This is a genomic window from Natronolimnohabitans sp. A-GB9, from assembly GCF_030848565.1.
Classification (GTDB): domain Archaea; phylum Halobacteriota; class Halobacteria; order Halobacteriales; family Natrialbaceae; genus Natronolimnohabitans.
Genome location: NZ_JAVDDV010000005.1, coordinates 238027 through 258030, shown reverse-complemented (window position 1 = coordinate 258030; position 20004 = coordinate 238027). Strand labels below are relative to the sequence as shown.

General features: G+C 64.5%; 24 protein-coding genes. 13 read left to right on the top strand and 11 right to left on the bottom strand.

Annotated features, from left to right (window positions below; genetic code table 11):
• The first annotated feature begins 78 nt into the window (after positions 1 to 78).
• Complete coding sequence (locus RBH26_RS09375) at positions 79 to 462, top strand: cytochrome P450 (RefSeq protein ID WP_306757962.1); 384 nt, start codon at positions 79 to 81, stop codon at positions 460 to 462.
• Between the two features lie 16 nt (positions 463 to 478).
• A complete protein-coding gene (locus tag RBH26_RS09370) occupies positions 479 to 910 on the top strand; it encodes a cytochrome P450 (protein ID WP_306757961.1) in 432 nt (143 codons plus the stop codon).
• Positions 911 to 933: 23 nt separating this feature from the next.
• Here the strand turns inward: RBH26_RS09370 and RBH26_RS09365 are convergent, their stop codons facing one another.
• Both RBH26_RS09365 and RBH26_RS09360 read right to left on the bottom strand, forming a co-directional pair.
• Positions 934 to 2232, bottom strand: coding sequence for a ribonuclease R family protein (locus RBH26_RS09365; protein WP_306757959.1), 1299 nt, complete (start codon positions 2230 to 2232; stop codon positions 934 to 936).
• Between the two features lie 233 nt (positions 2233 to 2465).
• A complete protein-coding gene (locus RBH26_RS09360) occupies positions 2466 to 2759 on the bottom strand; it encodes a hypothetical protein (RefSeq protein WP_306757958.1) in 294 nt (97 codons plus the stop codon).
• Between the two features lie 122 nt (positions 2760 to 2881).
• Between RBH26_RS09360 and RBH26_RS09355 the strand changes: the two genes are divergently transcribed.
• Both RBH26_RS09355 and RBH26_RS09350 read left to right on the top strand, forming a co-directional pair.
• A complete protein-coding gene (locus RBH26_RS09355) occupies positions 2882 to 3361 on the top strand; it encodes an RNA-binding protein (RefSeq protein WP_306757957.1) in 480 nt (159 codons plus the stop codon).
• Between the two features lie 59 nt (positions 3362 to 3420).
• Complete coding sequence (locus tag RBH26_RS09350) at positions 3421 to 3963, top strand: hypothetical protein (RefSeq protein WP_306757955.1); 543 nt, start codon at positions 3421 to 3423, stop codon at positions 3961 to 3963.
• A gap of 174 nt (positions 3964 to 4137) precedes the next feature.
• Here RBH26_RS09350 and RBH26_RS09345 read toward each other — a convergent pair whose 3' ends face one another.
• The 3 genes from RBH26_RS09345 to RBH26_RS09335 form a co-directional block, all read right to left on the bottom strand.
• The gene (locus RBH26_RS09345) at positions 4138 to 5112 is read right to left on the bottom strand and encodes a TIGR03560 family F420-dependent LLM class oxidoreductase (protein WP_306757954.1); all 975 of its coding nucleotides are present in this window, start codon (positions 5110 to 5112) and stop codon (positions 4138 to 4140) included.
• Positions 5109 to 6470 (bottom strand): bifunctional hydroxymethylpyrimidine kinase/phosphomethylpyrimidine kinase, encoded by a 1362-nt coding sequence (gene thiD / locus RBH26_RS09340; protein WP_306757953.1) that lies wholly within the window; start codon positions 6468 to 6470, stop codon positions 5109 to 5111. The genes RBH26_RS09345 and thiD overlap by 4 nt, the downstream gene beginning before the upstream one ends.
• A 122-nt stretch (positions 6471 to 6592) precedes the next feature.
• Positions 6593 to 7657: an AIR synthase family protein gene (locus tag RBH26_RS09335; protein ID WP_306757952.1), complete on the bottom strand. Its 1065-nt coding sequence runs from the start codon at positions 7655 to 7657 to the stop codon at positions 6593 to 6595.
• 123 nt (positions 7658 to 7780) lie between these two features.
• On the opposite strand from RBH26_RS09335, the gene RBH26_RS09330 reads away from it, so the two are divergent.
• The 3 genes from RBH26_RS09330 to RBH26_RS09320 all read left to right on the top strand — a co-directional run bounded on the left by RBH26_RS09330 (position 7781) and on the right by RBH26_RS09320 (position 10620).
• On the top strand, positions 7781 to 8677 hold the full coding sequence (locus tag RBH26_RS09330; protein WP_306757951.1) for a dihydrodipicolinate synthase family protein: 897 nt from the start codon (positions 7781 to 7783) through the stop codon (positions 8675 to 8677).
• Positions 8678 to 8783: 106 nt separating this feature from the next.
• Entirely contained in the window at positions 8784 to 9887 is a 1104-nt protein-coding gene (locus tag RBH26_RS09325) for a putative sulfate/molybdate transporter (RefSeq protein WP_306757950.1), read from the top strand.
• Between the two features lie 259 nt (positions 9888 to 10146).
• Positions 10147 to 10620: a hypothetical protein gene (locus tag RBH26_RS09320; RefSeq protein ID WP_306757949.1), complete on the top strand. Its 474-nt coding sequence runs from the start codon at positions 10147 to 10149 to the stop codon at positions 10618 to 10620.
• A gap of 216 nt (positions 10621 to 10836) precedes the next feature.
• Here the strand turns inward: RBH26_RS09320 and RBH26_RS09315 are convergent, their stop codons facing one another.
• Complete coding sequence (locus RBH26_RS09315) at positions 10837 to 11388, bottom strand: XTP/dITP diphosphatase (protein ID WP_306757948.1); 552 nt, start codon at positions 11386 to 11388, stop codon at positions 10837 to 10839.
• A gap of 105 nt (positions 11389 to 11493) precedes the next feature.
• Positions 11494 to 11784 carry a DUF5808 domain-containing protein gene (locus tag RBH26_RS09310; RefSeq protein WP_306757946.1) on the bottom strand — a complete coding sequence of 97 codons (291 nt, stop codon included), beginning with the start codon at positions 11782 to 11784 and terminating at the stop codon, positions 11494 to 11496.
• A gap of 168 nt (positions 11785 to 11952) precedes the next feature.
• Between RBH26_RS09310 and RBH26_RS09305 the strand changes: the two genes are divergently transcribed.
• Positions 11953 to 12186 (top strand): DUF2892 domain-containing protein, encoded by a 234-nt coding sequence (locus RBH26_RS09305; RefSeq protein ID WP_306757945.1) that lies wholly within the window; start codon positions 11953 to 11955, stop codon positions 12184 to 12186.
• Positions 12187 to 12202: 16 nt separating this feature from the next.
• On the opposite strand, the gene RBH26_RS09300 is transcribed toward RBH26_RS09305, so the two are convergent.
• The 3 genes from RBH26_RS09300 to RBH26_RS09290 all read right to left on the bottom strand — a co-directional run bounded on the left by RBH26_RS09300 (position 12203) and on the right by RBH26_RS09290 (position 14411).
• Positions 12203 to 13831 carry a bifunctional N(6)-L-threonylcarbamoyladenine synthase/serine/threonine protein kinase gene (locus RBH26_RS09300; protein WP_306757944.1) on the bottom strand — a complete coding sequence of 543 codons (1629 nt, stop codon included), beginning with the start codon at positions 13829 to 13831 and terminating at the stop codon, positions 12203 to 12205.
• 126 nt (positions 13832 to 13957) lie between these two features.
• Positions 13958 to 14092, bottom strand: a complete 135-nt coding sequence (locus RBH26_RS09295; RefSeq protein WP_306757943.1) for a 30S ribosomal protein S27ae — start codon at positions 14090 to 14092, stop codon at positions 13958 to 13960.
• A 1-nt stretch (position 14093) separates the two neighbouring features.
• A complete protein-coding gene (locus RBH26_RS09290; protein WP_306757942.1) occupies positions 14094 to 14411 on the bottom strand; it encodes a 30S ribosomal protein S24e in 318 nt (105 codons plus the stop codon).
• Positions 14412 to 14567: 156 nt separating this feature from the next.
• On the opposite strand from RBH26_RS09290, the gene RBH26_RS09285 reads away from it, so the two are divergent.
• Both RBH26_RS09285 and RBH26_RS09280 read left to right on the top strand, forming a co-directional pair.
• A complete protein-coding gene (locus RBH26_RS09285; RefSeq protein ID WP_306757941.1) occupies positions 14568 to 15845 on the top strand; it encodes a PQQ-binding-like beta-propeller repeat protein in 1278 nt (425 codons plus the stop codon).
• Positions 15846 to 15847: 2 nt separating this feature from the next.
• A complete protein-coding gene (locus tag RBH26_RS09280) occupies positions 15848 to 16642 on the top strand; it encodes a hypothetical protein (RefSeq protein WP_306757940.1) in 795 nt (264 codons plus the stop codon).
• Positions 16643 to 16779: 137 nt separating this feature from the next.
• Here RBH26_RS09280 and RBH26_RS09275 read toward each other — a convergent pair whose 3' ends face one another.
• A complete protein-coding gene (locus RBH26_RS09275) occupies positions 16780 to 17808 on the bottom strand; it encodes a hypothetical protein (RefSeq protein ID WP_306757939.1) in 1029 nt (342 codons plus the stop codon).
• A gap of 213 nt (positions 17809 to 18021) precedes the next feature.
• Here RBH26_RS09275 and RBH26_RS09270 point away from each other — a divergent pair, with 213 nt between their 5' ends.
• The 3 genes from RBH26_RS09270 to RBH26_RS09260 all read left to right on the top strand — a co-directional run bounded on the left by RBH26_RS09270 (position 18022) and on the right by RBH26_RS09260 (position 19630).
• Complete coding sequence (locus RBH26_RS09270) at positions 18022 to 18264, top strand: hypothetical protein (protein ID WP_306757938.1); 243 nt, start codon at positions 18022 to 18024, stop codon at positions 18262 to 18264.
• Positions 18265 to 18692: 428 nt separating this feature from the next.
• On the top strand, positions 18693 to 18830 hold the full coding sequence (locus RBH26_RS09265; RefSeq protein ID WP_306757936.1) for a hypothetical protein: 138 nt from the start codon (positions 18693 to 18695) through the stop codon (positions 18828 to 18830).
• Positions 18831 to 19084: 254 nt separating this feature from the next.
• Complete coding sequence (locus RBH26_RS09260) at positions 19085 to 19630, top strand: hypothetical protein (protein WP_306757935.1); 546 nt, start codon at positions 19085 to 19087, stop codon at positions 19628 to 19630.
• The last annotated feature ends 374 nt before the right edge of the window (positions 19631 to 20004 follow it).

Below are 20004 nucleotides of genomic sequence, written 5' to 3'. Positions count from 1 at the left end.
CGATCTTTCGGTACCCGTAATAATGAAGTTCAGTGCTTCGAAGAAACGCCGACAGTCGTAGCGGGCCATCCCTCGAGTATGAGCGACACACCAGGAGCGGTCGACACGAAACATACTGATACAGAGACTCCCCCTCGAATCGATGGGCTTCCCGTCGTCGGAAGTTCGATATCGATTATACGTGACGCACTGGAGTTCGCCGAGACAGCGCGCGAGCACGGCGATGTCGTCGCCTACGAGGCGTTCGGTACCGACATGGTCGCTGTCTTCGATCCCGGCATCGTCGAACAGGTGCTCGTCTCCCGCAACAATGGGTTCAGAAAAGGCGAACTGGACAGGAAGTTCGGCGCCCTCATCGCCCCCGAGGGTGTTGTGTTCACCGAAGGCGAGCAGTGGCGTCGACAGCGAACTGTACTCCAGTCGTGGTTTACGCCGGCGCGAACTCGAGACCGTCCTCGGTGACCGCGATCCGACGTTCTTGGACCTCTCCGACCTCGAGTACGTCGAGGCGATCGTCGACGAGACGCTCCGCCTGTACCCGCCGCTGACGGACGTCTATCGTGAGGCCGTCGAGACGACGACACTCGGTGGCTATCGGATCTCCGCAGGCACGACACTCCAGCTCTCGGCGTACGGAATCCACCGCGATGGCCGGTGGTGGGACGCTCCCGAGGAGTTTCGGCCCGAACGGTGGCTCGAGGACCGCGATCGTCCCGAGTACGCGTACTTCCCGTTCAGCGGGGGGCCACGTCACTGTCTGGGGATGCGCTTTGCGACGGCTGAACTGAAACTCGCGCTCGCGACGATTGCCCGTCGACTCGAGTTCCAGCGGGACACCGACTCGCTGTCGCTTTCGGCAGACCTCACGCTCGATCCCGGACCGGTCGAGTTACGGATACGAAAACGGTAGACGGACGGTTCAAAACCAGCAGGTCACAGCGTCTTCTCGGCTTCTTCCTCGTCTACGATCTCGATTCCGCGGTTGTTGACCGCCATCGGATCGAGACCGACCTCCTGGAGGAACTGCTTGTACTCGCGTTCGCACTGCTCGGCGTCTTTTTGCTTGTCACTCGCCCGATCACAGAGTTCGACGAGGTTCTCGGGGACGTCGTTTTTGTAGACGATCCAGTGGTTGATCAGGTCCGACAGCCGGCGGATTGGGCTGGTGAAGTGACCGTAGATCTCGAAGTTCAACGCGTGGTGGCCGCCGAAGGGGTCGTTCATGTACTTCGCGCGTGGCATGACTTTCATGACGGCCCACTGAATCTTGTCGAGTTGGCGGTCGGGAGCCTCCTCGAGCGTCGCGTTGACCGCTTTTCGGGGATCGTCCCACGTGTCACCGGGGATCGAGACGCCGTCTAAGTCCTGAATCTCGCGGAGGGCCTCGGACCACTCGTCGGGGCTTGGCTGTGGGTGGACTCGATACATCGCCTCGACGCCGCGGTCCCACATCAGGGTGTGCGTAACGGCCTTGTTGGCCTTTAGCATACACTCCTCGATGATCGTGTGGGCGCGGTCCCGGGCCGGGTTCAGGACGAGCGAGCCGTCCTCCTTGCGCTGTTCGTGCATCCGATTTGCGAGGTCGTGAACCAGCTTGTTCTCCTCGTGTAGCGGCGCGTCCGGATCGTCCAGTCGGTTTTCAGCCTGCGTGTAGGTCAGGCGCTCGTCGGACTCGATGACGGACTTGTAGATCTCGATGTTTTCGTAGCCCAGATTCTCCTTGTCCAGGTGCATCTCGACGGTGTGGGCAAAGCGTTCCTCGTTGGGAACGAGCGAGCAGACCGACTCCGCGAGGATCGGCGGGAGCATGTGGATCGTGTAGCCGGGCAGATAGACCGTATTCGAACGCTCGACGGCCTCGTCCCACATCGCCGTCTCGGGGTTGACGTAGTGGGTGACGTCGGCGATGTGGACCCAGAGGACGTACTCGTCGTCACGTTCTTCGATCGAGAGCGCGTCGTCGAAGTCCTGGGCGTCGATCGGGTCCGTGGTCCACGTCGTCAGGTCCCGGAGATCCCGCCGCTCGTCGATCTCCTCGTCGATGTCCTCCTGGACATCGCCCGTCAGTTCCTCGGCTTCCTCGAGCACCGCTTCCGGGAACTCGTCGCGGATCTCGAACTTCTCGAAGAGTTCCTCGCGTTTGTTCTCGAGGTGTCGTGCCAGGTCCTCGCTGATTTCGACGGGACCCTGGCCTTCGGCCGTACCGGCCTCGGCCTGTGCGTTGTCACTCATACCGGGGCCTACGGACGACGGAGTGAAAGTCGTGTCGGGACGGACGGCGCCGCGTGTCAACGGCTCTCGGGTACCGCAAGTCAACACGCGTCAGCCTCCGAGTCGACCGAAATCGAACGGAACCGAACGACCACGCGTATGCGCTCACTCGAGTCAGACGGACGGCTGTACGTCAGCTCCAGTGCGCTCCCAGGCCAGGGATACGGATGACCGAAAACGGGGACAACAGTCGATCAGGACTCTTCCTCGAGTGTTCCGTACCGCTCTTCGACGGTCTCTAAATACCGCGAGAGAAACGCCTCCCGTGAGGTTTTGCCGGCCTCGCTTTCGACGAGTACCTCCTCGAGTTCGTCCCGTGGATAGTGACAGAGATCGTCGTGACAGGATTTGCATACGTGTTCGAACTCCTTGTCGTTGCGGTCCCAGCGATCGCCGTGTTTGTCGTACTCGCGGGCCAGCGACCGGGTTACCTGGTCTCCACAGGCGAGACACGTCACCGTCTCAGTGCGGTTCCGGGAGGGCCACATGGTACATACGAAGTCATGCTATTACTTAGCAATTGTCACATTTATCATCGGCTTCGACTCTCATCCCGTCCGATCGGTCGCCGAACGGGCCTTTTATCTCCCGACCGGTCGTTGAGCCGGATATGCAGGTCAAGTCCCGACACCATCTCCGTAGCGATGCCGTCTCGGACGTCGAGACGGCCCTCGAGGAGCAACTCGGCGTGACGCCCGACGGGGACGCCTACGAGCTCGTCGAGTTCGAAAACACCGATTGGGAAGTCGTCCTCATCGACGGCGAACCACAGGTCGCGTACTTCGACGACGAGCCGTTCCTGACGGTGCGTGGCGCAAACGCCTACGACCCAGACCGGCGGATCGTCACCGTCGACGCCGGTGCGATCTCGTTCGTCAGCGACGGCGCAGACGTGATGCGGCCGGGAATCACCGAGGCCACTGACGACATCTCGCCGGACGATCTGGTGCTCATCGCCGAAGAATCTCACGGCAAGGTGCTGGCCGTCGGTCGCGCCCGCGTCGAGAGCGAGGACATGGCCGGCGACGAAGGGAAAGTCGTCGACTCGCTGCACCACGTCGGCGACGATCTCTACGAGTTTTCGGGCTAGCTCCTCGTTTCTCTTCCGTGATGAGTTCGTCCCGGACTCGAGTACGACGGTCCATCTAGATGGACCTCGCCGTCGTATCGAACCCACACATGGCGACCGGTCACGACGCGAGCGTCCCGGTTCGACTGGCGATAGAACTCGAGAAACGGGTCGTAAATCCCCTCGTAGAGCGGCTTCTTCGATCCCGGTTCCACTGGCTCCTGAGTCGGCACCTCGCCGTGTTGTCGTACGACGGCCGAATCTCGGGGACTCGAGTGACGACACCGCTGCTGTACGAACGGGACGGCGAGGCATTCGTCGTCACGACGGGACGAGACGAAGTCACCTGGTGGAAGAACTTCCGGGAGGGCTATCCGGCGACGCTCCGAATCGCCGGCGAGCCCATCGCGGTAACCGGCCGGGCGATCACCGATCCGGATCGTCTCGTCCCGTGGCTCGCCGAACTGGTCGATCGGTCCCGTCTGTGGCGGTTCCTCCTTCGGCGGTACGCCGATAGGACCGGAACGGAGTGGTCGGAACGAGCGCTCACGGCGGCGGCCGAGAACCTCGTCGCCGTCCGGTTTCGTCGACGTGGAGCCACTCACGAGGACGCGTCCTGGTGACGGTGACTAGTACCGTTCCACCCGTCGACTGCTGGGTCGAACCCTGTCGTGCGGGTCGGTTCGACCCAGCAGTTCAGGCGTGGACCGCCACTAGTGGCGTCCCCAGCCTGCAGTGATGGGTACAACCGATAGCGGTCGGCTGTGTGTACGCATCACTCGACGCTGGGGACGGTACTAGTCGAACAGCTCCTCGGCCAGCAACCCCAGACTCGCGTCGCCGTCGTCGGCCGCGTCCGGAACTGAAAGCATGACCGTCTCGATCCCGACGTCGGCGTACTCCTCGAGTCGCTTGCGGATCTCCGTCGGCGTTCCCGTCGGCGCCGTCTCCACGTATCCCGAGAGGAAAAACTCCCGTGGCGCCGACGGCTCGGTCGGGAGGTAGGCGTCCCGGAACCGCTCCCGTTTACGTTCGGCCTCGTCGGTCGTCTCGCCGACGAAGACGAACAGTTCGGCGGACTTGCGGATCTCGTCGTACCGTTGCTCGCTCTCGCAGTGGTCGCGCAACACCTCGAGTTTCTCCGCGAAGCCCTCGGGCTCGAGGGTGCCGTAGTTCCAGCCGTCGGCGAGGTCAGCGGTGTACCGTAGCGTGAACTGTTCGCCGCCGCCACCGATCCAGATCGGCGGGTGTGGGTCCTGGACCGGCTGTGGCTTACAGAACGCTCCCTCGAGGTCGACGTCGAGGTGAGCGCCCTCGTGGCTGTAGCGCTCGTTCGTCCACAGTCCCTGCAGGATCTCGACCGTCTCGGCGAGCCGTCGGAGCCGTTCGGCAGGCGGATCCCGGAACTCGTAGCCAAACCGGTCGTACTCGGCTTCGTACCACCCCCCGCCGAGGCCGAGCTCGAGGCGGCCGTCGCTGATCCGGTCGACCTGTGTGGCCATCTTTGCGAGCAAGGCGGGGTGACGGTACGATTGGCTCGTCACGAGCGTCCCAACTCGCACCGTCTCGGTCGCCTCGGCGACGGCACTAAGCGTCGTCCAGCACTCGTGGGTCTCCCGGCGTGGCTCGCCGATCCACGACTGGAAGTGGTCCTCGAGCCAGACCGCCTCGTAGCCGAGCGATTCGGCCTCGAGTGCGGTCTCGCGGACCGTCTCGACGCTGGTGCCGTACTGCGGCAGAACGAGGCCGACCTCGAGGTCGGTGGCGCTCATCGAGACACCTCGCTGTCGAGTTCGAGCAGTCGGTCGACCAGCCTCTCGGGATCGCTCGCGACGAGTTTCGTCATCGGTTCCTTGCCGACATCGTCGCGGTCGATTACGGCCGCCGGCGGCGTCTCGCGGTCGTCGAAGGCCTGCCGGGCACCCCACCCCATCGTACTCGACTCCGTCTCCGCGACGGCTGCGGGTTCCTCGCCGCGGTCGTATTCGGCGACCGTCCACTCGAGGGTCTCGAGTGCGTCCTCGACGGCCGGGTCGAACCGACAGTTCGCCGCGAATCGCAGGTCGGGGTGGAACTCGCGAGCCGACAGCAGGAACCGAGCGACGTGACTCGAGGCGGCGAAACGGACGCCGCGGTTTGGCTGCACCCCCGAGAGCGTCCGCGTGATCCGCCCCTCGACGGCTGCCGTCTCCGCGACCGTTTCGGCGTAGGGCGTCGCGCCGACGACGTTCATCCCGACTTCGGGGACGAGCCCGGAGACGTCGGCGTCGACGAGCCGTTCGACGATCGCCTGGACGGCTTCGGCGGTCGGTCCGCGCTCGGCTTCGTTGCGCAGTTCGACGAGATGGTTGACCGCGCCGTGTCCCTGTCCGACGTCGTAGTAGTACCGCACCGCACGCGCAAGGAAGTCCGTCGCGCCCTCGACGGCGGTCTCGAGAGGCTCGCCCTTGGCGAGTCGAGCGGCGATCGCTGCGGCGAGCGTACAGCCCGAGCCGTGGGTTGCATCGGTCCCGACGCGGGGGTGTTCGAACGTCTTGACGTCCTCGCTCGTGACGAGGATGTCCCGAACCGTCTCCCCGGGAACGTGGCCGCCCTTGAGGAGGACCGCATCGACGCCGGTCTCGAGGATCGCCTCGCCGGCCTCGCGGGCGCTTTCCGTGTCGGCAACCGCGATATCGGTCAGCACCTCTGCCTCGTCGGCGTTGGGCGTCGCCAGCGTCGCCTCGCCCAGCAGATCCTCGTAGGCGCGTTCGGCCTCGCGCTCGAGTAGCCGGTCACCAGTGGTTGCGACCATCACGGGGTCGACGACCAGTGGGAAATCAAACCCCGCCGCGCGGTCGGCAACGGTCCGAACGGTTTCGGTCGTCGCGAGCATCCCCGTCTTCGCCGCCCCGACCTCGAAGTCGTCGGTGACGGCCTCGAGTTGCGCTTCGATCTCCTCGACGGGGAGGACGTGTGAGGACTCGACGCCGCGGGTGTGCTGTGCGGTGACGGCGGTGATCGCCGACATACCGAAGACGCCGTGGGCAGCCATCGTCGCGAGGTCGGCCTGGATCCCGGCGCCGCCGCCGGAGTCGCTACCGGCGATCGTCAGTGCGACCGGGCGCGCATCGGGTGCTGGCGTTCTCATGGCGGTATCTATAGCCCAGTTATACTAAGCGGTAATGGTCTCGAGTCCTGAGAGTCAGTTCGATTACGACGAAGCGCTGTAGTAGCCACTGCAAGTCATTGCACACCTGATCGCCAGACGGATCAGCGATCAGTGTGTAAACCGTTGCAGTTGTTACTATAGTCGTGCGCTCGGTCGGCCAGCTCGGCGTAGGCCCGCCACGAAGGATCGGCGTCGGGATGCTCGAGTCGGTCGCCGTCGACGATCACCTCGCCGTCCCCACTGTGTGTGGCTTCGACACGTCCAATCTCGGCGACGACAGTGTCCCGATCCTCGAGAGCCGCGATCACGTCCTCGACACCACCCGGCTCGACCGCGAGCAACAGGGACCCGCTGCTGGTCGCCGCCCAGGGATCGATCTCGAGGAACTCACACACCGCTCTGACGCCGGGGCGCATCGGGACGGCGTCGCCATCGATCGCGAACCGAGCGCCGGCGCCGGCGGCCATCTCGTTCAGTGCGCCCGCGAGTCCACCCTCGGTCACGTCGTGCATCGCCGTCACGGGACCTGCCGCGGCTGCCGTGAGGGCATCCCGGACGCAGTAGACTTCCTCGAGTCGGGCCTGGGCGTCGACGACGACATCTTCGGAGAGCTCGAGCTGGTCGCCGAACAGCGTACTGAGGAGCCCGACCGACTCGACGGCGGGGCCGGTCGTCAGGAGCAGCCGATCGCCCGCGCTGGCGCCGTCGGGACGGACGATCTCGTCGTGGTCGCCGACGCCCAGCACGGTCGCGGCGCCGACCCACGGGTGAGAGGCGTCCGTATACCGGGCCGTATGGCCAGTCACGACGGCCACACCGAGATCAGCACACTCCTCGTGGATCGTCCCCCAGACTGTCGCGAACTCGTCGTCGGTCATCGACTCGGGCAACGTAAAACAGATCGAGAGATGCGACGGGGGAATGCCGCTGACGGCGACGTCCGCGAGGATCAAATCGAGGGCGAAGCGGGCTGCGCGCTCGAGTCCCAGCTGGGGCATGATCGAGAGGGGATCGGTCGCCGTCACGAGGGCCTGCCCGCCGACGTCGATCACGCCGAAATCGACGCCGTGGCGCGGGCCGACGGTGACGTCGTCGCGGTCAGCGCCGAGATTCGGCGCGACGTGCCGGTCGAAGAACTGCCGATCGATCTTGCCGAGGTCGCTCACGCTCGAGGGATCCGAGCGAGCCGTCTTAGCGGTGATGATCCCCGTCGACGAGCCATCGCTATCGGCTCGAGTCTCGAGATCGAACGACCTATCCTTTTAACGGGTCCCGATATACCGTCTTTCATGGACAATGATGCGTTCCACGGGACCGGCGCTCCGATCGTGACACCGTTCGACGACACTGGTGCCGTCGACCGCGACCGACTCGCCTCGATCGCCGACTGGCTCACCTCGGAGGGCGTCGACTTCCTGGTTCCCTGCGGGTCGACCGGCGAAGCGCCGCTTTTGACGACCGACGAACGCATCGCGGTCGTCGAGACTATCGCCGAGACGACCGACTGTCCCATCCTCGCCGGGACCGGCCAAGAGGGGTACGAACCGACTCTCGAGACCACCGAACGCGCCGCCGAAGCGGGCGCCGACGCGGCGCTCGTGGTTACCCCCTCCTACTACGGTGCCGACGACGACACACTCGAGTCGTACTACCGCGACCTCGCCGACGAGTCCCCGGTTCCGATCGTTCTGTATAGCGTTCCGAAGTTTACCGACCAGCAACTCGCCCCCGAGACGGCCGCATCGCTCGCTGCCCACGACAACGTCGTCGGTATCAAGGACTCGAGTGGCAGTCTCGAGTCGATCCAACGTCTCGTCGAGCTGACCGCCGACGAGGCGTTTTCAGTGCTGGTCGGGAGCGGCAGCACCTATGCAGCGGGACTTGCTGTCGGCGCCGACGGCGGCGTCCTCGCGCTTGGCAACGTCGCGCCCGCTCGCGCGAGCGAGATCTATCGCCTCCAGGAGACGGGCCGGACCGCCGACGCACGCGAGCGAAATGCCGCGCTCGTCGAACTCAACCGCGCCATCACGTCAGAGTACGGCGTTCCCGGCGTCAAGACGGCCCTCGAGATGCGTGGCCAACCGGCCGGCACCCTCCGACGACCGTTACGGCCACTCGACGCCGAGGACCGGGCGACACTCGAGTCAGTGCTTCAGGCCACCCTGGAGTCGACGACCACGTCGTAGTCGGTCAGCCGGACCCCGTAACCGTACGACCCAACAAATAACGGGCTCAGGAACCGGAAACGGTTACTGAAAACAATGAAGTGAGCACCGGCTTAAACTCCCGTTAGTGGCGCACTCGTACAGTTTCACGTCTGATTCCGAACTCGAGTTCTCGATATCTGAACTGACGGGTGCGCTAGGGGATTCGGTTACGGTACTTCCCCTGTTGGTCGCACTGGCGGCGACGACCAGCGTCTCCCTGCCTCACGTCTTGGTTGGCTTCGGTGTCTTCCAGATCGTTTGGGGGCTGTACTACGGAATGCCGTTATCGGTCGAGCCGATGAAGGCACTGATCGGTCTGGCGATCGTCGGCTCGCTGTCCTATCCCGAATTCGCCGCGGCGGGCCTACTCGCAGGCGGGGTCTTGCTCGTCGTCGGACGACTGGGACTGATCGGTCGGCTCCAGCGTATCGTCGGTGAACCCGTGATCCGTGGCGTCCAGTTTGCCGTCGCCTTGCTGTTGCTCGAGGCAGCCGTCGGCCTCTCGACTGGCAACCTCCCGGTAGCCGTCGCCGGTCTGGCGATCGTCGGACTGTTGGCGATGGTCGGCTATCGACAGGCAAGCGTTCTGGTCGTCCTCGGTCTGGGAGGGATCGCAGCCGTCGCGACGGCGGGTGTCCCGACGCCTCGAGCGCCCGAATTCGCCCTCTTTCCCGCTGGAACACCGTCGCTATCCGGGGCGGCCATAGAAGGGACCGTCGCACAGTTGGGAATGACGATCGGGAACGCGGCGATCGCGACCGCGTTGCTCTGTGGCGATCTCTACGATCGGGACGTCTCGCCGGACGAACTGTCGAGCAGTATGGGTGCGACCTGTCTCGCGGCGATCCCGATCGGCGGCGTCCCGATGTGTCACGGCAGTGGCGGACTCGCGGGCAAGTACGCCTTCGGCGCTCGAACCGGCGGTGCGAACGTCCTGTTGGGGATCGGCTACCTCGCGCTCGCGCTCGTGGCTACCGGCGCCTTACTCGCCGCCTTCCCGCTTGCCGTCCTCGGCGTCCTGCTCGTGGTCGTCTCCATCGAGTTGGCCCGCGCGGCGTTCGAACCCGTCTCCGGCCATCGTTCGCTCGCGGTCGTCCTCGGCGTCGGGGTCGTCGGCCTCGCGGTCAACGTCGGCGTCGCGTTCGTCCTCGGCACCGTCGCGTTCTGGCTGCTCTCGCGTCGGGCATAGCTCGAGATGGCGCTTGTCGGGCGGTGTGTCACGAACGAGCGAACCGACGAATCGGGTATCGTGATCCTGAATGTACCGATTATCGCTATACGAAATTCGCTCAATACCGGAGACACGCCGTTTTTCTTCCCGGCCATCGAAGAGCCGCTGATGACAGCGAGCTGGGCCGAACTCTTCGAACGCGGGGCAGCGTACGACGTCGACCTCGAGGCCATCCGGAGGGCAGCAGACGGCTTACCGGAGAACACGGAGGAAGACGATGGCTGAGCAGCCAAACCCCGCACGCGTCGTCGCCGACAGCGAGGTGCTCGCGGCCGACCTGCTCGTCGGTGGCGACGCACGCGACGCCCTCGATCACGTCCGTCGCCACTCCTGGGTCGAGCTGGTCGCAAGCGAGGAGTTGCTCGATCGAACGGAACGGCTGGTCACGGAACTCGCCGACGCCGACCTCGCGGCTGCTCACCGACGGCGACTCGGGGACGAACGGGTCGCCGTCGAGCACCCCGAGGACGACCACCCGGCGCTGGCGTCGGCCTACCGGGGGCAGGCAGCCCACGTCCTCTCTTACGACGAGGCACTCGGCTCCGCACAGGCCGGACTCTCATTGCAGCCACGCGTGTCGGTCAGCGTCCGTCCGCCGGATGCGTTCACGAAGCTGTTCGATGCCGAGAGCCTCTACGAGGCGGCCGAAGGCGGCGAGTACCCTGGACCGGACCAGGATCCCCGTACGTGAGACGGTCCCCGGCGTCGACCTCCGGACGACCCCACAGGCTGGTCGTGGTGTCGCCGACACCGACTGATAGCGGTCTCTACGAGAACCACAGGTGATACTACCGGACAGCAGTCAGTAACACGTCGGTCGCGAACTCGCGGCCGTCACCCGTTGGGACGGCCGCAGTATCGCGACCGATCGTTGAATAGTTCTGTCCGGCAGTATGAGTCGGGAGAACTACGCCTCGCGGTCGGCGTACCACTCCGCGAACGCGGCGAGGGCGCGTCCACGGTGGGAGATGGCGTTTTTCTCTTCGGTGTCCATCTCGGCCAGTGTCTGCCCGTTGTACTCGAAGATCGGGTCGTAGCCGAAGCCACCTTCACCGCGGGGAGCGACGAGGGTTCCGGCGACCGACCCCGTAAACGTCTCCGTGCCGGTTTCGTCGGCGTAGGCGAGCACGGTCGTGAAACGGGCCCGTTTGTCCTCCTCTTCGCTTGCGAGTCGCCAGAGCCGGTCGACCCCGACGGTGTCCTCGACGTACGCCGAGTACGGTCCCGGAAACCCCCCCAGTGCGTCGACGAACAGTCCCGTGTCGTCGACGATCACCGGGTCGTCGTCCTCGAGTGCGTCGAACGTTTCGCGAGCGCCGTGGGTGGCGATCTCCTCGAGCGAGTCGCTCTGGATCTCCGTGTAGTCGTACTGGACCTGTTCGACGGGCTCGATATCGGCGAGATACTCCCGTGCCTCACGGACTTTCCCTTCGTTGCTCGTGACGAATCGGATGGCCATGTGCGGGAGACGTCGCGGCGACGGGAAAGCGTCGTCGATCCCGCGTGATCGACTGATCACTCTCGTCGATACCAGAACCCGTCGAAAACGGCGTGTCCGAAAGGGTTAGTCAGCCGACTCGTCGTCGTCGACGATGACCTCTACGGGTTCGTCCTCGGGCTCTTGCTCTCCGCTCGAGGAACGCTGTTCCTGGTGCCAGAGGAGCGCACCGGCGACGAGCACGACGACCCACGAGCGCCAGTTTGCGAGGTTCAGCGTGTAGCCAACGCCGAAGGGCTTCTCGACGAGCATCCCTTCGCCGGGCTGCCAGTACGCGGAGATCATGCGGCCCAGGCTGGGTCGTTCGAAGTTATACGGTACCCCGAGAATCTCTCCGGAGGTCGGTTTGTCTGCCATGGGCGACCGTACGGTCTCCCATGATATGAGTATTTGGTGCTCGTCTTCGGAACTGAAATCGACACCCGAAACGGGATCGAGGACAGTCACGGCGAACGCCACTCGACGCCGTCGCTATCGTATCGATGGCATTATAGCTTTTTTACCCAGTCAGTCGTCGGTTCGCGTATGCAACGAAACGTCGGTGGTATCGACCGAATCGTGCGCGGGGTACTCGGAATCTGGCTGCTGGTGATGGCAGCCGCAGCGTACTGGGACGATCGGCCCGAGCGCGCCGCGGTCGCCGGCATCGCCGGCGCAGGACTCCTCTGGAACGCGGTAACCTGTTTCTGCGGCGGCAACTATCTGCTCGGAGTCGATACGACCGGGAGCACCCACACCCGTTCGGGAGACTCGAGTTGAGTGCCTCGAGAACGGCTTACGCCTCTCCGTCGACGTATCGACCGCGTCCCTCTACGTCCCGCAGGCGCTCGAGAACGGCCTCGTCGCCGACCTCGCGATACCCCGCTCGGAGCGCCCGTCGTAACGGCTCGGGATCGGAAGCGGTCCCGACGAGGCTCTGATCGAAGACGTGGAGGTCCATCGCGTAGTCCTCGACGTGGTCGGTGTGATAGCCCAGTCCGAAGTCGATGAGATACGTCCGCTCCGCGTTCACGCGCACGTTTCGCGTCGTCGGGTCTCCGTGGACGAAGCCCGCCCGGTGCAGTCGCGCGAGATGCCGTCCGACGTCGCGGACGCGGTCGGCAGTCAACGCCGCCCGGAGATCCGTCTCACCGACGTACTCGAGTTCCAGGCGGGCCTCGAGAGGATCGACGTCGACGAGCACCGGCGTCGGGACGCCTTCACGGCGGGCGAGGCTGGTCAGCCGGGCCTCGAGGGTCGTTCGTTCGCGGCGGAGTCGCTCGTCCAGTTCCGGATGGCGATAGCTCTTCGACGCCCGGTGTTTCGTGACGCCGCCGGCTTCGGGCTCGAGGTCGACGATCGCCTCTGCGCCCTGGACGGTTCCGTCGTCGCGGCCGAGCTCGAGGTCCGGTTCGTCGGAGCGCCACGTCACGGGGACCTGATCGGGGCGGTAGTTCGGATCGACGTGCGACTCGGAAAGCGCCAGCGTGTCGCCGGCATCGTACATCTTCGCACCCAGTACGGCGATCATCCCCGCGTTGTCGCGCAGGAACCGAGGCTCGGGGGCGTGGAAGTCGGCACCACGCTGGGTGCACATCTCCGCGAGCATCTCACGTAAGCGTTCGTTCTGTCCGACACCACCGCCGAGGACGAGTTCGTCGCTGCCCGTAAGCGAGAGCGCACGCTCTGTGACTTCGGTGAGCATGCCGAAGACGTTCTCCTGCAGGGAAAAGCAAATATCTTCGACAGGTGTGCCATCGTCGTATGCCTGCTTCGCGGCGCTCATAATCCCCGAAAACGAGAAGTCCATCCCTTTGACGACGTAGGGAAGGTCGACGTACTCGCCGTCCTCGGCGGCCGCCTCGACCTTCGGCCCGCCGGGGTGAGACCAGCCGACGTGGCGGGTAAACTTATCGATCGCGTTGCCGACGCCGGTGTCCATCGTCTCGCCAAGCACCCGATAGCGACCGTTGCGATAGGCGAGTAGATGGGCATTGGCGCCGCTTGCGTTCAGACAGACCGGCGAGTCGAAGTCGGCGGTGTGGCGCCCGATCTCGAGGTGGGCGACCATGTGGTTGACGCCGACGAGGGGAACCGAAAGCGACTGGGCGAGCGCCCGCGCCGCGGTTCCGACGATGCGCAGGCAGGGTCCAAGTCCCGGCCCCCGCGAGAAGGCGACCGCGTCTACCGGTGGCTCCGACCGAGGGCCGTCGTGGGTCTCGCGGGCGTACTCGAGTGCGGTCTCGACGACGCGAGGGATCGCGTCGTGCATGTGCTCGGCGGCCTCACGCGGGTGAATACCGCCGCTTTCGGGCTGGTAGGCGTCGCTCTCGATGACGACGTCGTCGGTCCCGGCGTCGTACACCGCCGCACTCGCCGCCCAGGCGGTGCCTTCGATTCCGAGGATTCGGGTGTGGGAACTCACGTGTACTGATCGTCGTGTCCGCACGATCGAACGACGGCGGACAGCAAAACGGTGATTGTTATTCGTTCACGGGGCAGTTCGGTCCCCGCGTCCGTGTGTCGATACCTCGCTCCGCTCGACCCATCGCTACTCCAACTCGGTGTAGCTGCACTTGCCACAGTGCTTTCGGTCGCCGTGGTCGGCGAGGAAGGCGTCCCCACAGCGAGGACACTGTTCGCGCTCCGTGTCGCCGTCGTCGCTGTAGAGTTCGTGTCGGCTCATGTTATGCCTCCTCCGCCTCGGCGTCCGCGTCGGCCTCGTCGGCGCCGATCTTGTTGCGCTCGAGCATGTGGTCCTGTTCGACGTCGCGGGCGGCGTCGGCGCTGTCGTAGACTTTGGCCTCGCCGACGGTCTTTCGCATCCCGAACTTGGTGTCGAGCTTGCGGACGACGACCTCGTCGGCGTCTTTGTTCAGCTTCGCCGCGAGGCTGTCACGCACCTGCAGGCGCTCTGGCGTGGCGTCCTCGTGGGTCAGTTCGAAGGTGACGTCCGTGCGATGCAACATGGGGTTCTCCTTTTCGGAGATGATGTCGACGTCCATGATATCACTCAGTTACCCTACTATGCCCGTGTCGCGACTAAAAGGATTTCGAAGCCGCCACCCGTCGCTCGCGGCCTGTCGTTCGGTCGTCGACATTTCGTCTCCGGACAGTGAGTGATAAAAGGGTTTACACGACCGTTACGAGAGGTCGAATAGATGCCCTCCAGACGCCGCGTACTCGCCGGCGGCGGCCTCGGACTTGCAGGAGTCGTCGGTAGTGTTCGCTTCGTCGAACGGCCGATACCGCTCGATCACGAAGTCGAATCCGCCATCGACTGGCCGATGCCCCGTTACGACCCCGCCGGAACCGGCGCCAACCCGGACGCGACGGGGCCGAGAGAGGATCCGACGATCCGCTGGGAACGAGACCTCAGGGACTTGCAGGGACCGATGCCTGCACCGCCGACGCTGTACGGCGACGCCGTCTTTGTCGTCGGCCGCAGTTCTCTGTACGCCCTCGAGCGTGAGGACGGCCGCATTCGGTTCGAGCGCACCGGCTACTCGTATCTCTCGTCGCCGACGGTCGCGTCGGCCGACGCCTACCGGAGCCCGACACTCGCTGTCAGAGGAAACGAAGGCGTCCTCGGGTTGAGCGCCAGCGGCGGATATGCCCTCGCTGGCCGCGGAATCGGCCTCGAGCGCTGGTACGGACCCGGCGAGGAGCCCCCGACCCGAACGTTTGCGAACCCAGTTCCTCCCTCGCCGGTCGCGGCAGACGGAACCGTCTACGCCGCCCTGCCGGACCTCGATCGACTCGTCGCCGTCGACGCCAGCAGTGGCCGTCTCGAGTGGAGCTACGAACCCGACCTCGTCTGGCCGGGCGAGCCGAACCGGCCGGCGGTTCGCGACGGGACGGTCTACGCCACTTTCCGGCCCGACGTCGTCGCAGCGATCGACGCCGGGACCGGTGACGTCCACTGGGAGATCGAACTCGAGCCCGCGGAACCGGAAGACGAACACGACTACCGCGAACTCGTCGCACCGACGGCGACTGAGGCGGGCCTCGTCGTTCCAAGTCGCCGAGCCGTCTCCCTGCTTGACCCCGCCGACGGGAGCCGCATCTGGGAGTACGAACACGGCGGCCGCGTGACCGACGGCAGCGTCGCCGTGGCCGACGGCACCGTCTTCGCTCCCGACGGGAGAGACGACCTCCACGCGATCGACCTCGAGACCGGACAGGAAGTGTGGACGACCGAGTACGGGCTCGACGCCCATCCTGTGGTCGCAGGCGACGTCATCTACCTCACCTACTCGTGGCTCGACGACCTGATCGCCGTAGACGTCGAAAACGGCGAGCGGCTGTGGGAACGAGAGATAGGCGCCGGCCCGTCGCAGCCGATCGTCGGCGACGGCGTGCTCTACTTCGCCGGCCACGAAGGCGTCACCGCACTCGAGGACGGTGGGGACGGCGGGGACGGCGAAGGGGGTGAGTGAGCGTGGCCGGGAATCCGTCACCGCCCGATTCGGGCGATCCGAACCCGCTTACGGCCGCGATCGGCCGCCTGCGACGCGATCCGTCCCTCCTCGTCCCGTACCTCGCGGTCGGGTTCCTCTTTGCAGTGCTGGACTGGGTGCGTCGCCGCGATCCGCTCCCGGCCCTCGAGTTCGAATCCCTGGGTGCGAACAACGGGATCAGCGTCACCGTCGAGTTCGTCGGCTACCCGACCGGCGTCCCGCAGACGTCCGTCCTGCTCGAGTCGTTCGTCGGGCTTCGCCTCGGCTACCTGGCGTGGGGGATCGTTTCCTACGTCCTCCCGCTGCTGGCGGTTGCCGGCGCAGGCGCGTACGTGCTCGACCGAGCGATCGGGGTCGACCGCCGATCCGAGACCGACTCGTGGGTCGGTTCGATCACTCCGCTGTTCGGGTTCGTCCTCGCGATGGACCTGCTCCAGCGCCTGCTGGGGTCGATCGAACTCCTGCAAAGCTTGCTGTTCGGACTCCTCGCCCTCGTGATCTATTTCTTCGTCCTGATCCGACTCTTCGCGGTCCCGGGCCTGCTAGTCGCCGGCTACGCGCCGGGCGAGGCCCTGCGGGTGAGCAATCGGCTAACGCACGGCCGCGGGTGGCGGCTGTTCGGCGTCGTGCTCGTTCTCGGCCTCGCGGCGTGGCTACTGGCGAGCGTTCCGGCACCCGTCGTCGGAACGGTACTCAGTACAGCGCTCGTCGCGCCCGTTCACGCCGTCGCGATCGCAGTCGTTCTCCGACCGCTCGAGCAGCATCGCGGCCGGTGATACTGTCGGACAGCAGTCAGTGAGCCGTCGGTCGCGAACGCGCGGCCGTCACCCGCGGGATGGCCGCAGTCGCGCGACCGATCGTCGAATCGTGCTGTCCAACAGTATGAGTCTCGACGGGACGGCGGTCCGTTCATCTATCTCGGCAACGCGAGTACCCCTCGAGGAGTCTGTGCCTCGAGGCTCTCGTCCCACTCGATCCCGACACACTCCCACGAGTCGCCGAAGTCGTCGGTGACGAACAGACCGCGGTTGTTCACGGCGTAGACGACGCCGTCTTCGTCGGTCGTGTCGAAGACCGCGCGGACGACGCCCTCGCCCGTCGGGAGCCCGCCACGTTCGAGCCGGTCCCAGGACTCGTCGTCCGTTCGGCGGTAGACGTACGACTCGGCCCGCTCGGCCGTGTGGGCCCTTGAGGCGCCGCTGGCGCTCGAGACGATGACTGACTCGGGATCGGCAGGATCGACGGCCAGTCCCCAGCAGTAGGTGTGCTCGAGTCCGCGCTGAGGGAGGTCCCAGTGCTCGCCACCGTCGTCGCTTACAGCGTAGCCGTCGCCCGCAGCAGTGTAGACGCGACCTTCGCGGTCGGGATGTGTCGCGAGCGTGTGGTTGTCCCGGCGCGATCCGTCGGGGCGTTCGTGCCACGTCTCGCCGCCGTCGTCGCTGTAGACGAACGCGCCGGCCTCGATCCCCACGTAGAGTCGATCCGGATCGCCGGGATCGACCGCGAGACAGCGGACGTGGTGGGTGTGGGGTCGCGGCGGGAACGCCCACTCTTCGGCGGACGGGAGGTCGGTCAGTCCCGTGAGCTGACGCCAGGAGTCGCCCCCGTCGGTCGAGCGATAGACGCGACTCGGCTCCGTCCCGGCGTAGACGACGTCCGGATCGTGTGGACTGACCGCCACCGCCGTCACGGCCTCGCTGACGAAGTCGGTCTCGAGACGTTCGACGGTCAGATCGGACGGTTTCCGTCCGCGAACCCGAAACAGGCCGTCCTCGAACGTGCCGACGAACACTCGTTTCTGTTCCGGACGTGTTGCCGTCCCGGCGAGACATTCGAGATCGCACCCCTCGAGCCGGGTCGTCGTCCGGCTCGAGTCGGCACCGTCTCGGGAACTCGAGGACGCGAGCAGCCGATCCCGCAGCGCCACGTAGACGGTATCCATACGCTTGCATACGGGAGCCAGCCTCTAAGACTCGGGGCAAGGGACGATCCTCGCTAGTAGGTGACCGACGATGTCGATAGTCACGGGGATCGGAGTTCCACCAGAACTAATACGGGTCAACTTCCAACCACTGGCTCGACGATGTCCGAACAGCCGCCGTCCCCACCTACCCCCTCCAGTGTCTCACAGCCAGTCGACGACGAGCGAATCCGTGTGACTACGTCCCAGCTCGTCGGCCACATCGAAAAGACACTCGACTGTCGACTCGACGAAGACATTCTCGAAGCCCTCCTGCTCGAACTCGATCGTGGCGACTACGTCGAGTGGGTGACCGTCACCCGCGACGGCGAGTACGTCTGGGATCTCACCGAGTCGCCCGACCGGATCGCCGACGCCGTCGCCGAGGCCGCCGTCGAGCGGCTCGTGACGTGGCTCGAGCGCGACCGATCCACGTAATGGGGCACCGTCACCGGCTCTCGAGTCGGGTGCGACCGGTCACACGACTCTACTCCTGACTCGAGAGTGAAACGGTGTCGGCTTCGAGAAATCGACCGACGGGCTTCCTCTGCGAGGCGTTCGAGTTACTCGTACGTGACGCCGAAGTGGCTCCCACACGAACACGTAAGTTCGACCAGATTTTGTTTGCCCCGAAGCCCCGTCCGATACGACTGTGTTACCTCTTTCACGTCGGTCTGGTCGGGGAGCGACGCCGTGTTTTCGGCTCCACAGTATGGACAGGAAACGGCTGCTGACACCATACGAGAACGGTTGACTTCCGAGACAATAACTCCACGGCTTCGTGTCGAACGGGCGGCTGTGACACTACCAGGGCCGACGGTCGGCGTAACAGTACGTATTTGCTCTCGGAACTACTACCGTCGACTATGGCCACACCTCCGATCCTGTCTCTGGCTGTTGGAGTGCTTGCCGGCGCCTCTCCGTGGCTCTACCTCGCGATTGGAGTGCTCGCGGTGGTCGTGATCGTCGCAGTCGCACTGTCACTCGCGGTTCTGCTCGAGTGAGGGGATCTGTCGACCGTCGGTCGAACCGGCTGGTTTCGTAAACATGCTGGGCTGTGAGGGTAATACTGTCCGGCAGTCTCCTGCTATGCATCCGTGCGGCCCATCACCCACGAGAAGTTACAGACATCGAGGTCTCCCAACACATCTGAGCGCAACCCGGAATAGAAGCTACCAGTACTGATCCCCAATCGTAATTATCAAAACCGATACTCGGCGAAAGTATCAACACTCTCTAGTTGGATGGTTATCTGTCAATGCCTCCGAAGGAACATGCAGAGACGGTCAAACCACTTCTCGGAGAAAATGAAACTGCGATTGAAATGGTGTCAACCGGCCACGAAAGTCATTTTCTAACTGATAAGCGGTTTTTCTCGATCAAAACGCAAGGGAGGAGTGGAGAAAAGACGGTCGTCGATACGCTTCAGCTACCGCTTGTTGGCGGCACGAAGATCAGGCACGAGCGATCACCTGATTACGACGAAGACACGGTCATATCCGGAGCGATATCGCTTCTCGTTGCACTTTTCGCTCTAGGGATATCGGCCTTTGTCGATGGTGCAGTACTGGGATTGACCGTACTCGTAGGTCTCGGCGTTGGGATCATGGGCCTAATTCTGCTAATTGAGGGCTACAATCCTGAAAGCGGGAATGTCACTCTCGAATTGCAACACGAATCCGGATCGGTAATTAAGAAAATCGAACTCGAAGAGGACCAACTCGAGTTCGCGGAGACAGTCTCGAGGGTTGTCAGCACCACAATTGCGCGACCAGAACAGGTACCACGCACAGTGGGGAATTAACATCCCCTCTTGTTCGGCTACATATCGGTTTCTGCTATCGATAGAATGACTTCACTTCACCTACGCAGACGAGGCATGTGCCTTCACCGATGCGCTACACCTCCAGCGAAATCACGGGAAACGTCCACTCAACGCTGTTGAGACCACTCGCTAATACTTCGACCCGTTTCAGCATAGTGGACTCGCCGGGAGTCACGCGAGCGAAGCGAGTGTGACTACGGCGAGTCCACGACTGAACGAGTGAAGCGACGTGAAGAAGTGGACTCGCCGGGATTTGAACCGTTGGAAGACGGTCGCACGCTTCGCTCGCGCTGCGACTTCCAGGGGTTCAAATCCGGGCTTCGACGACGATTCGCGTCGCTCGCGGATTTGCT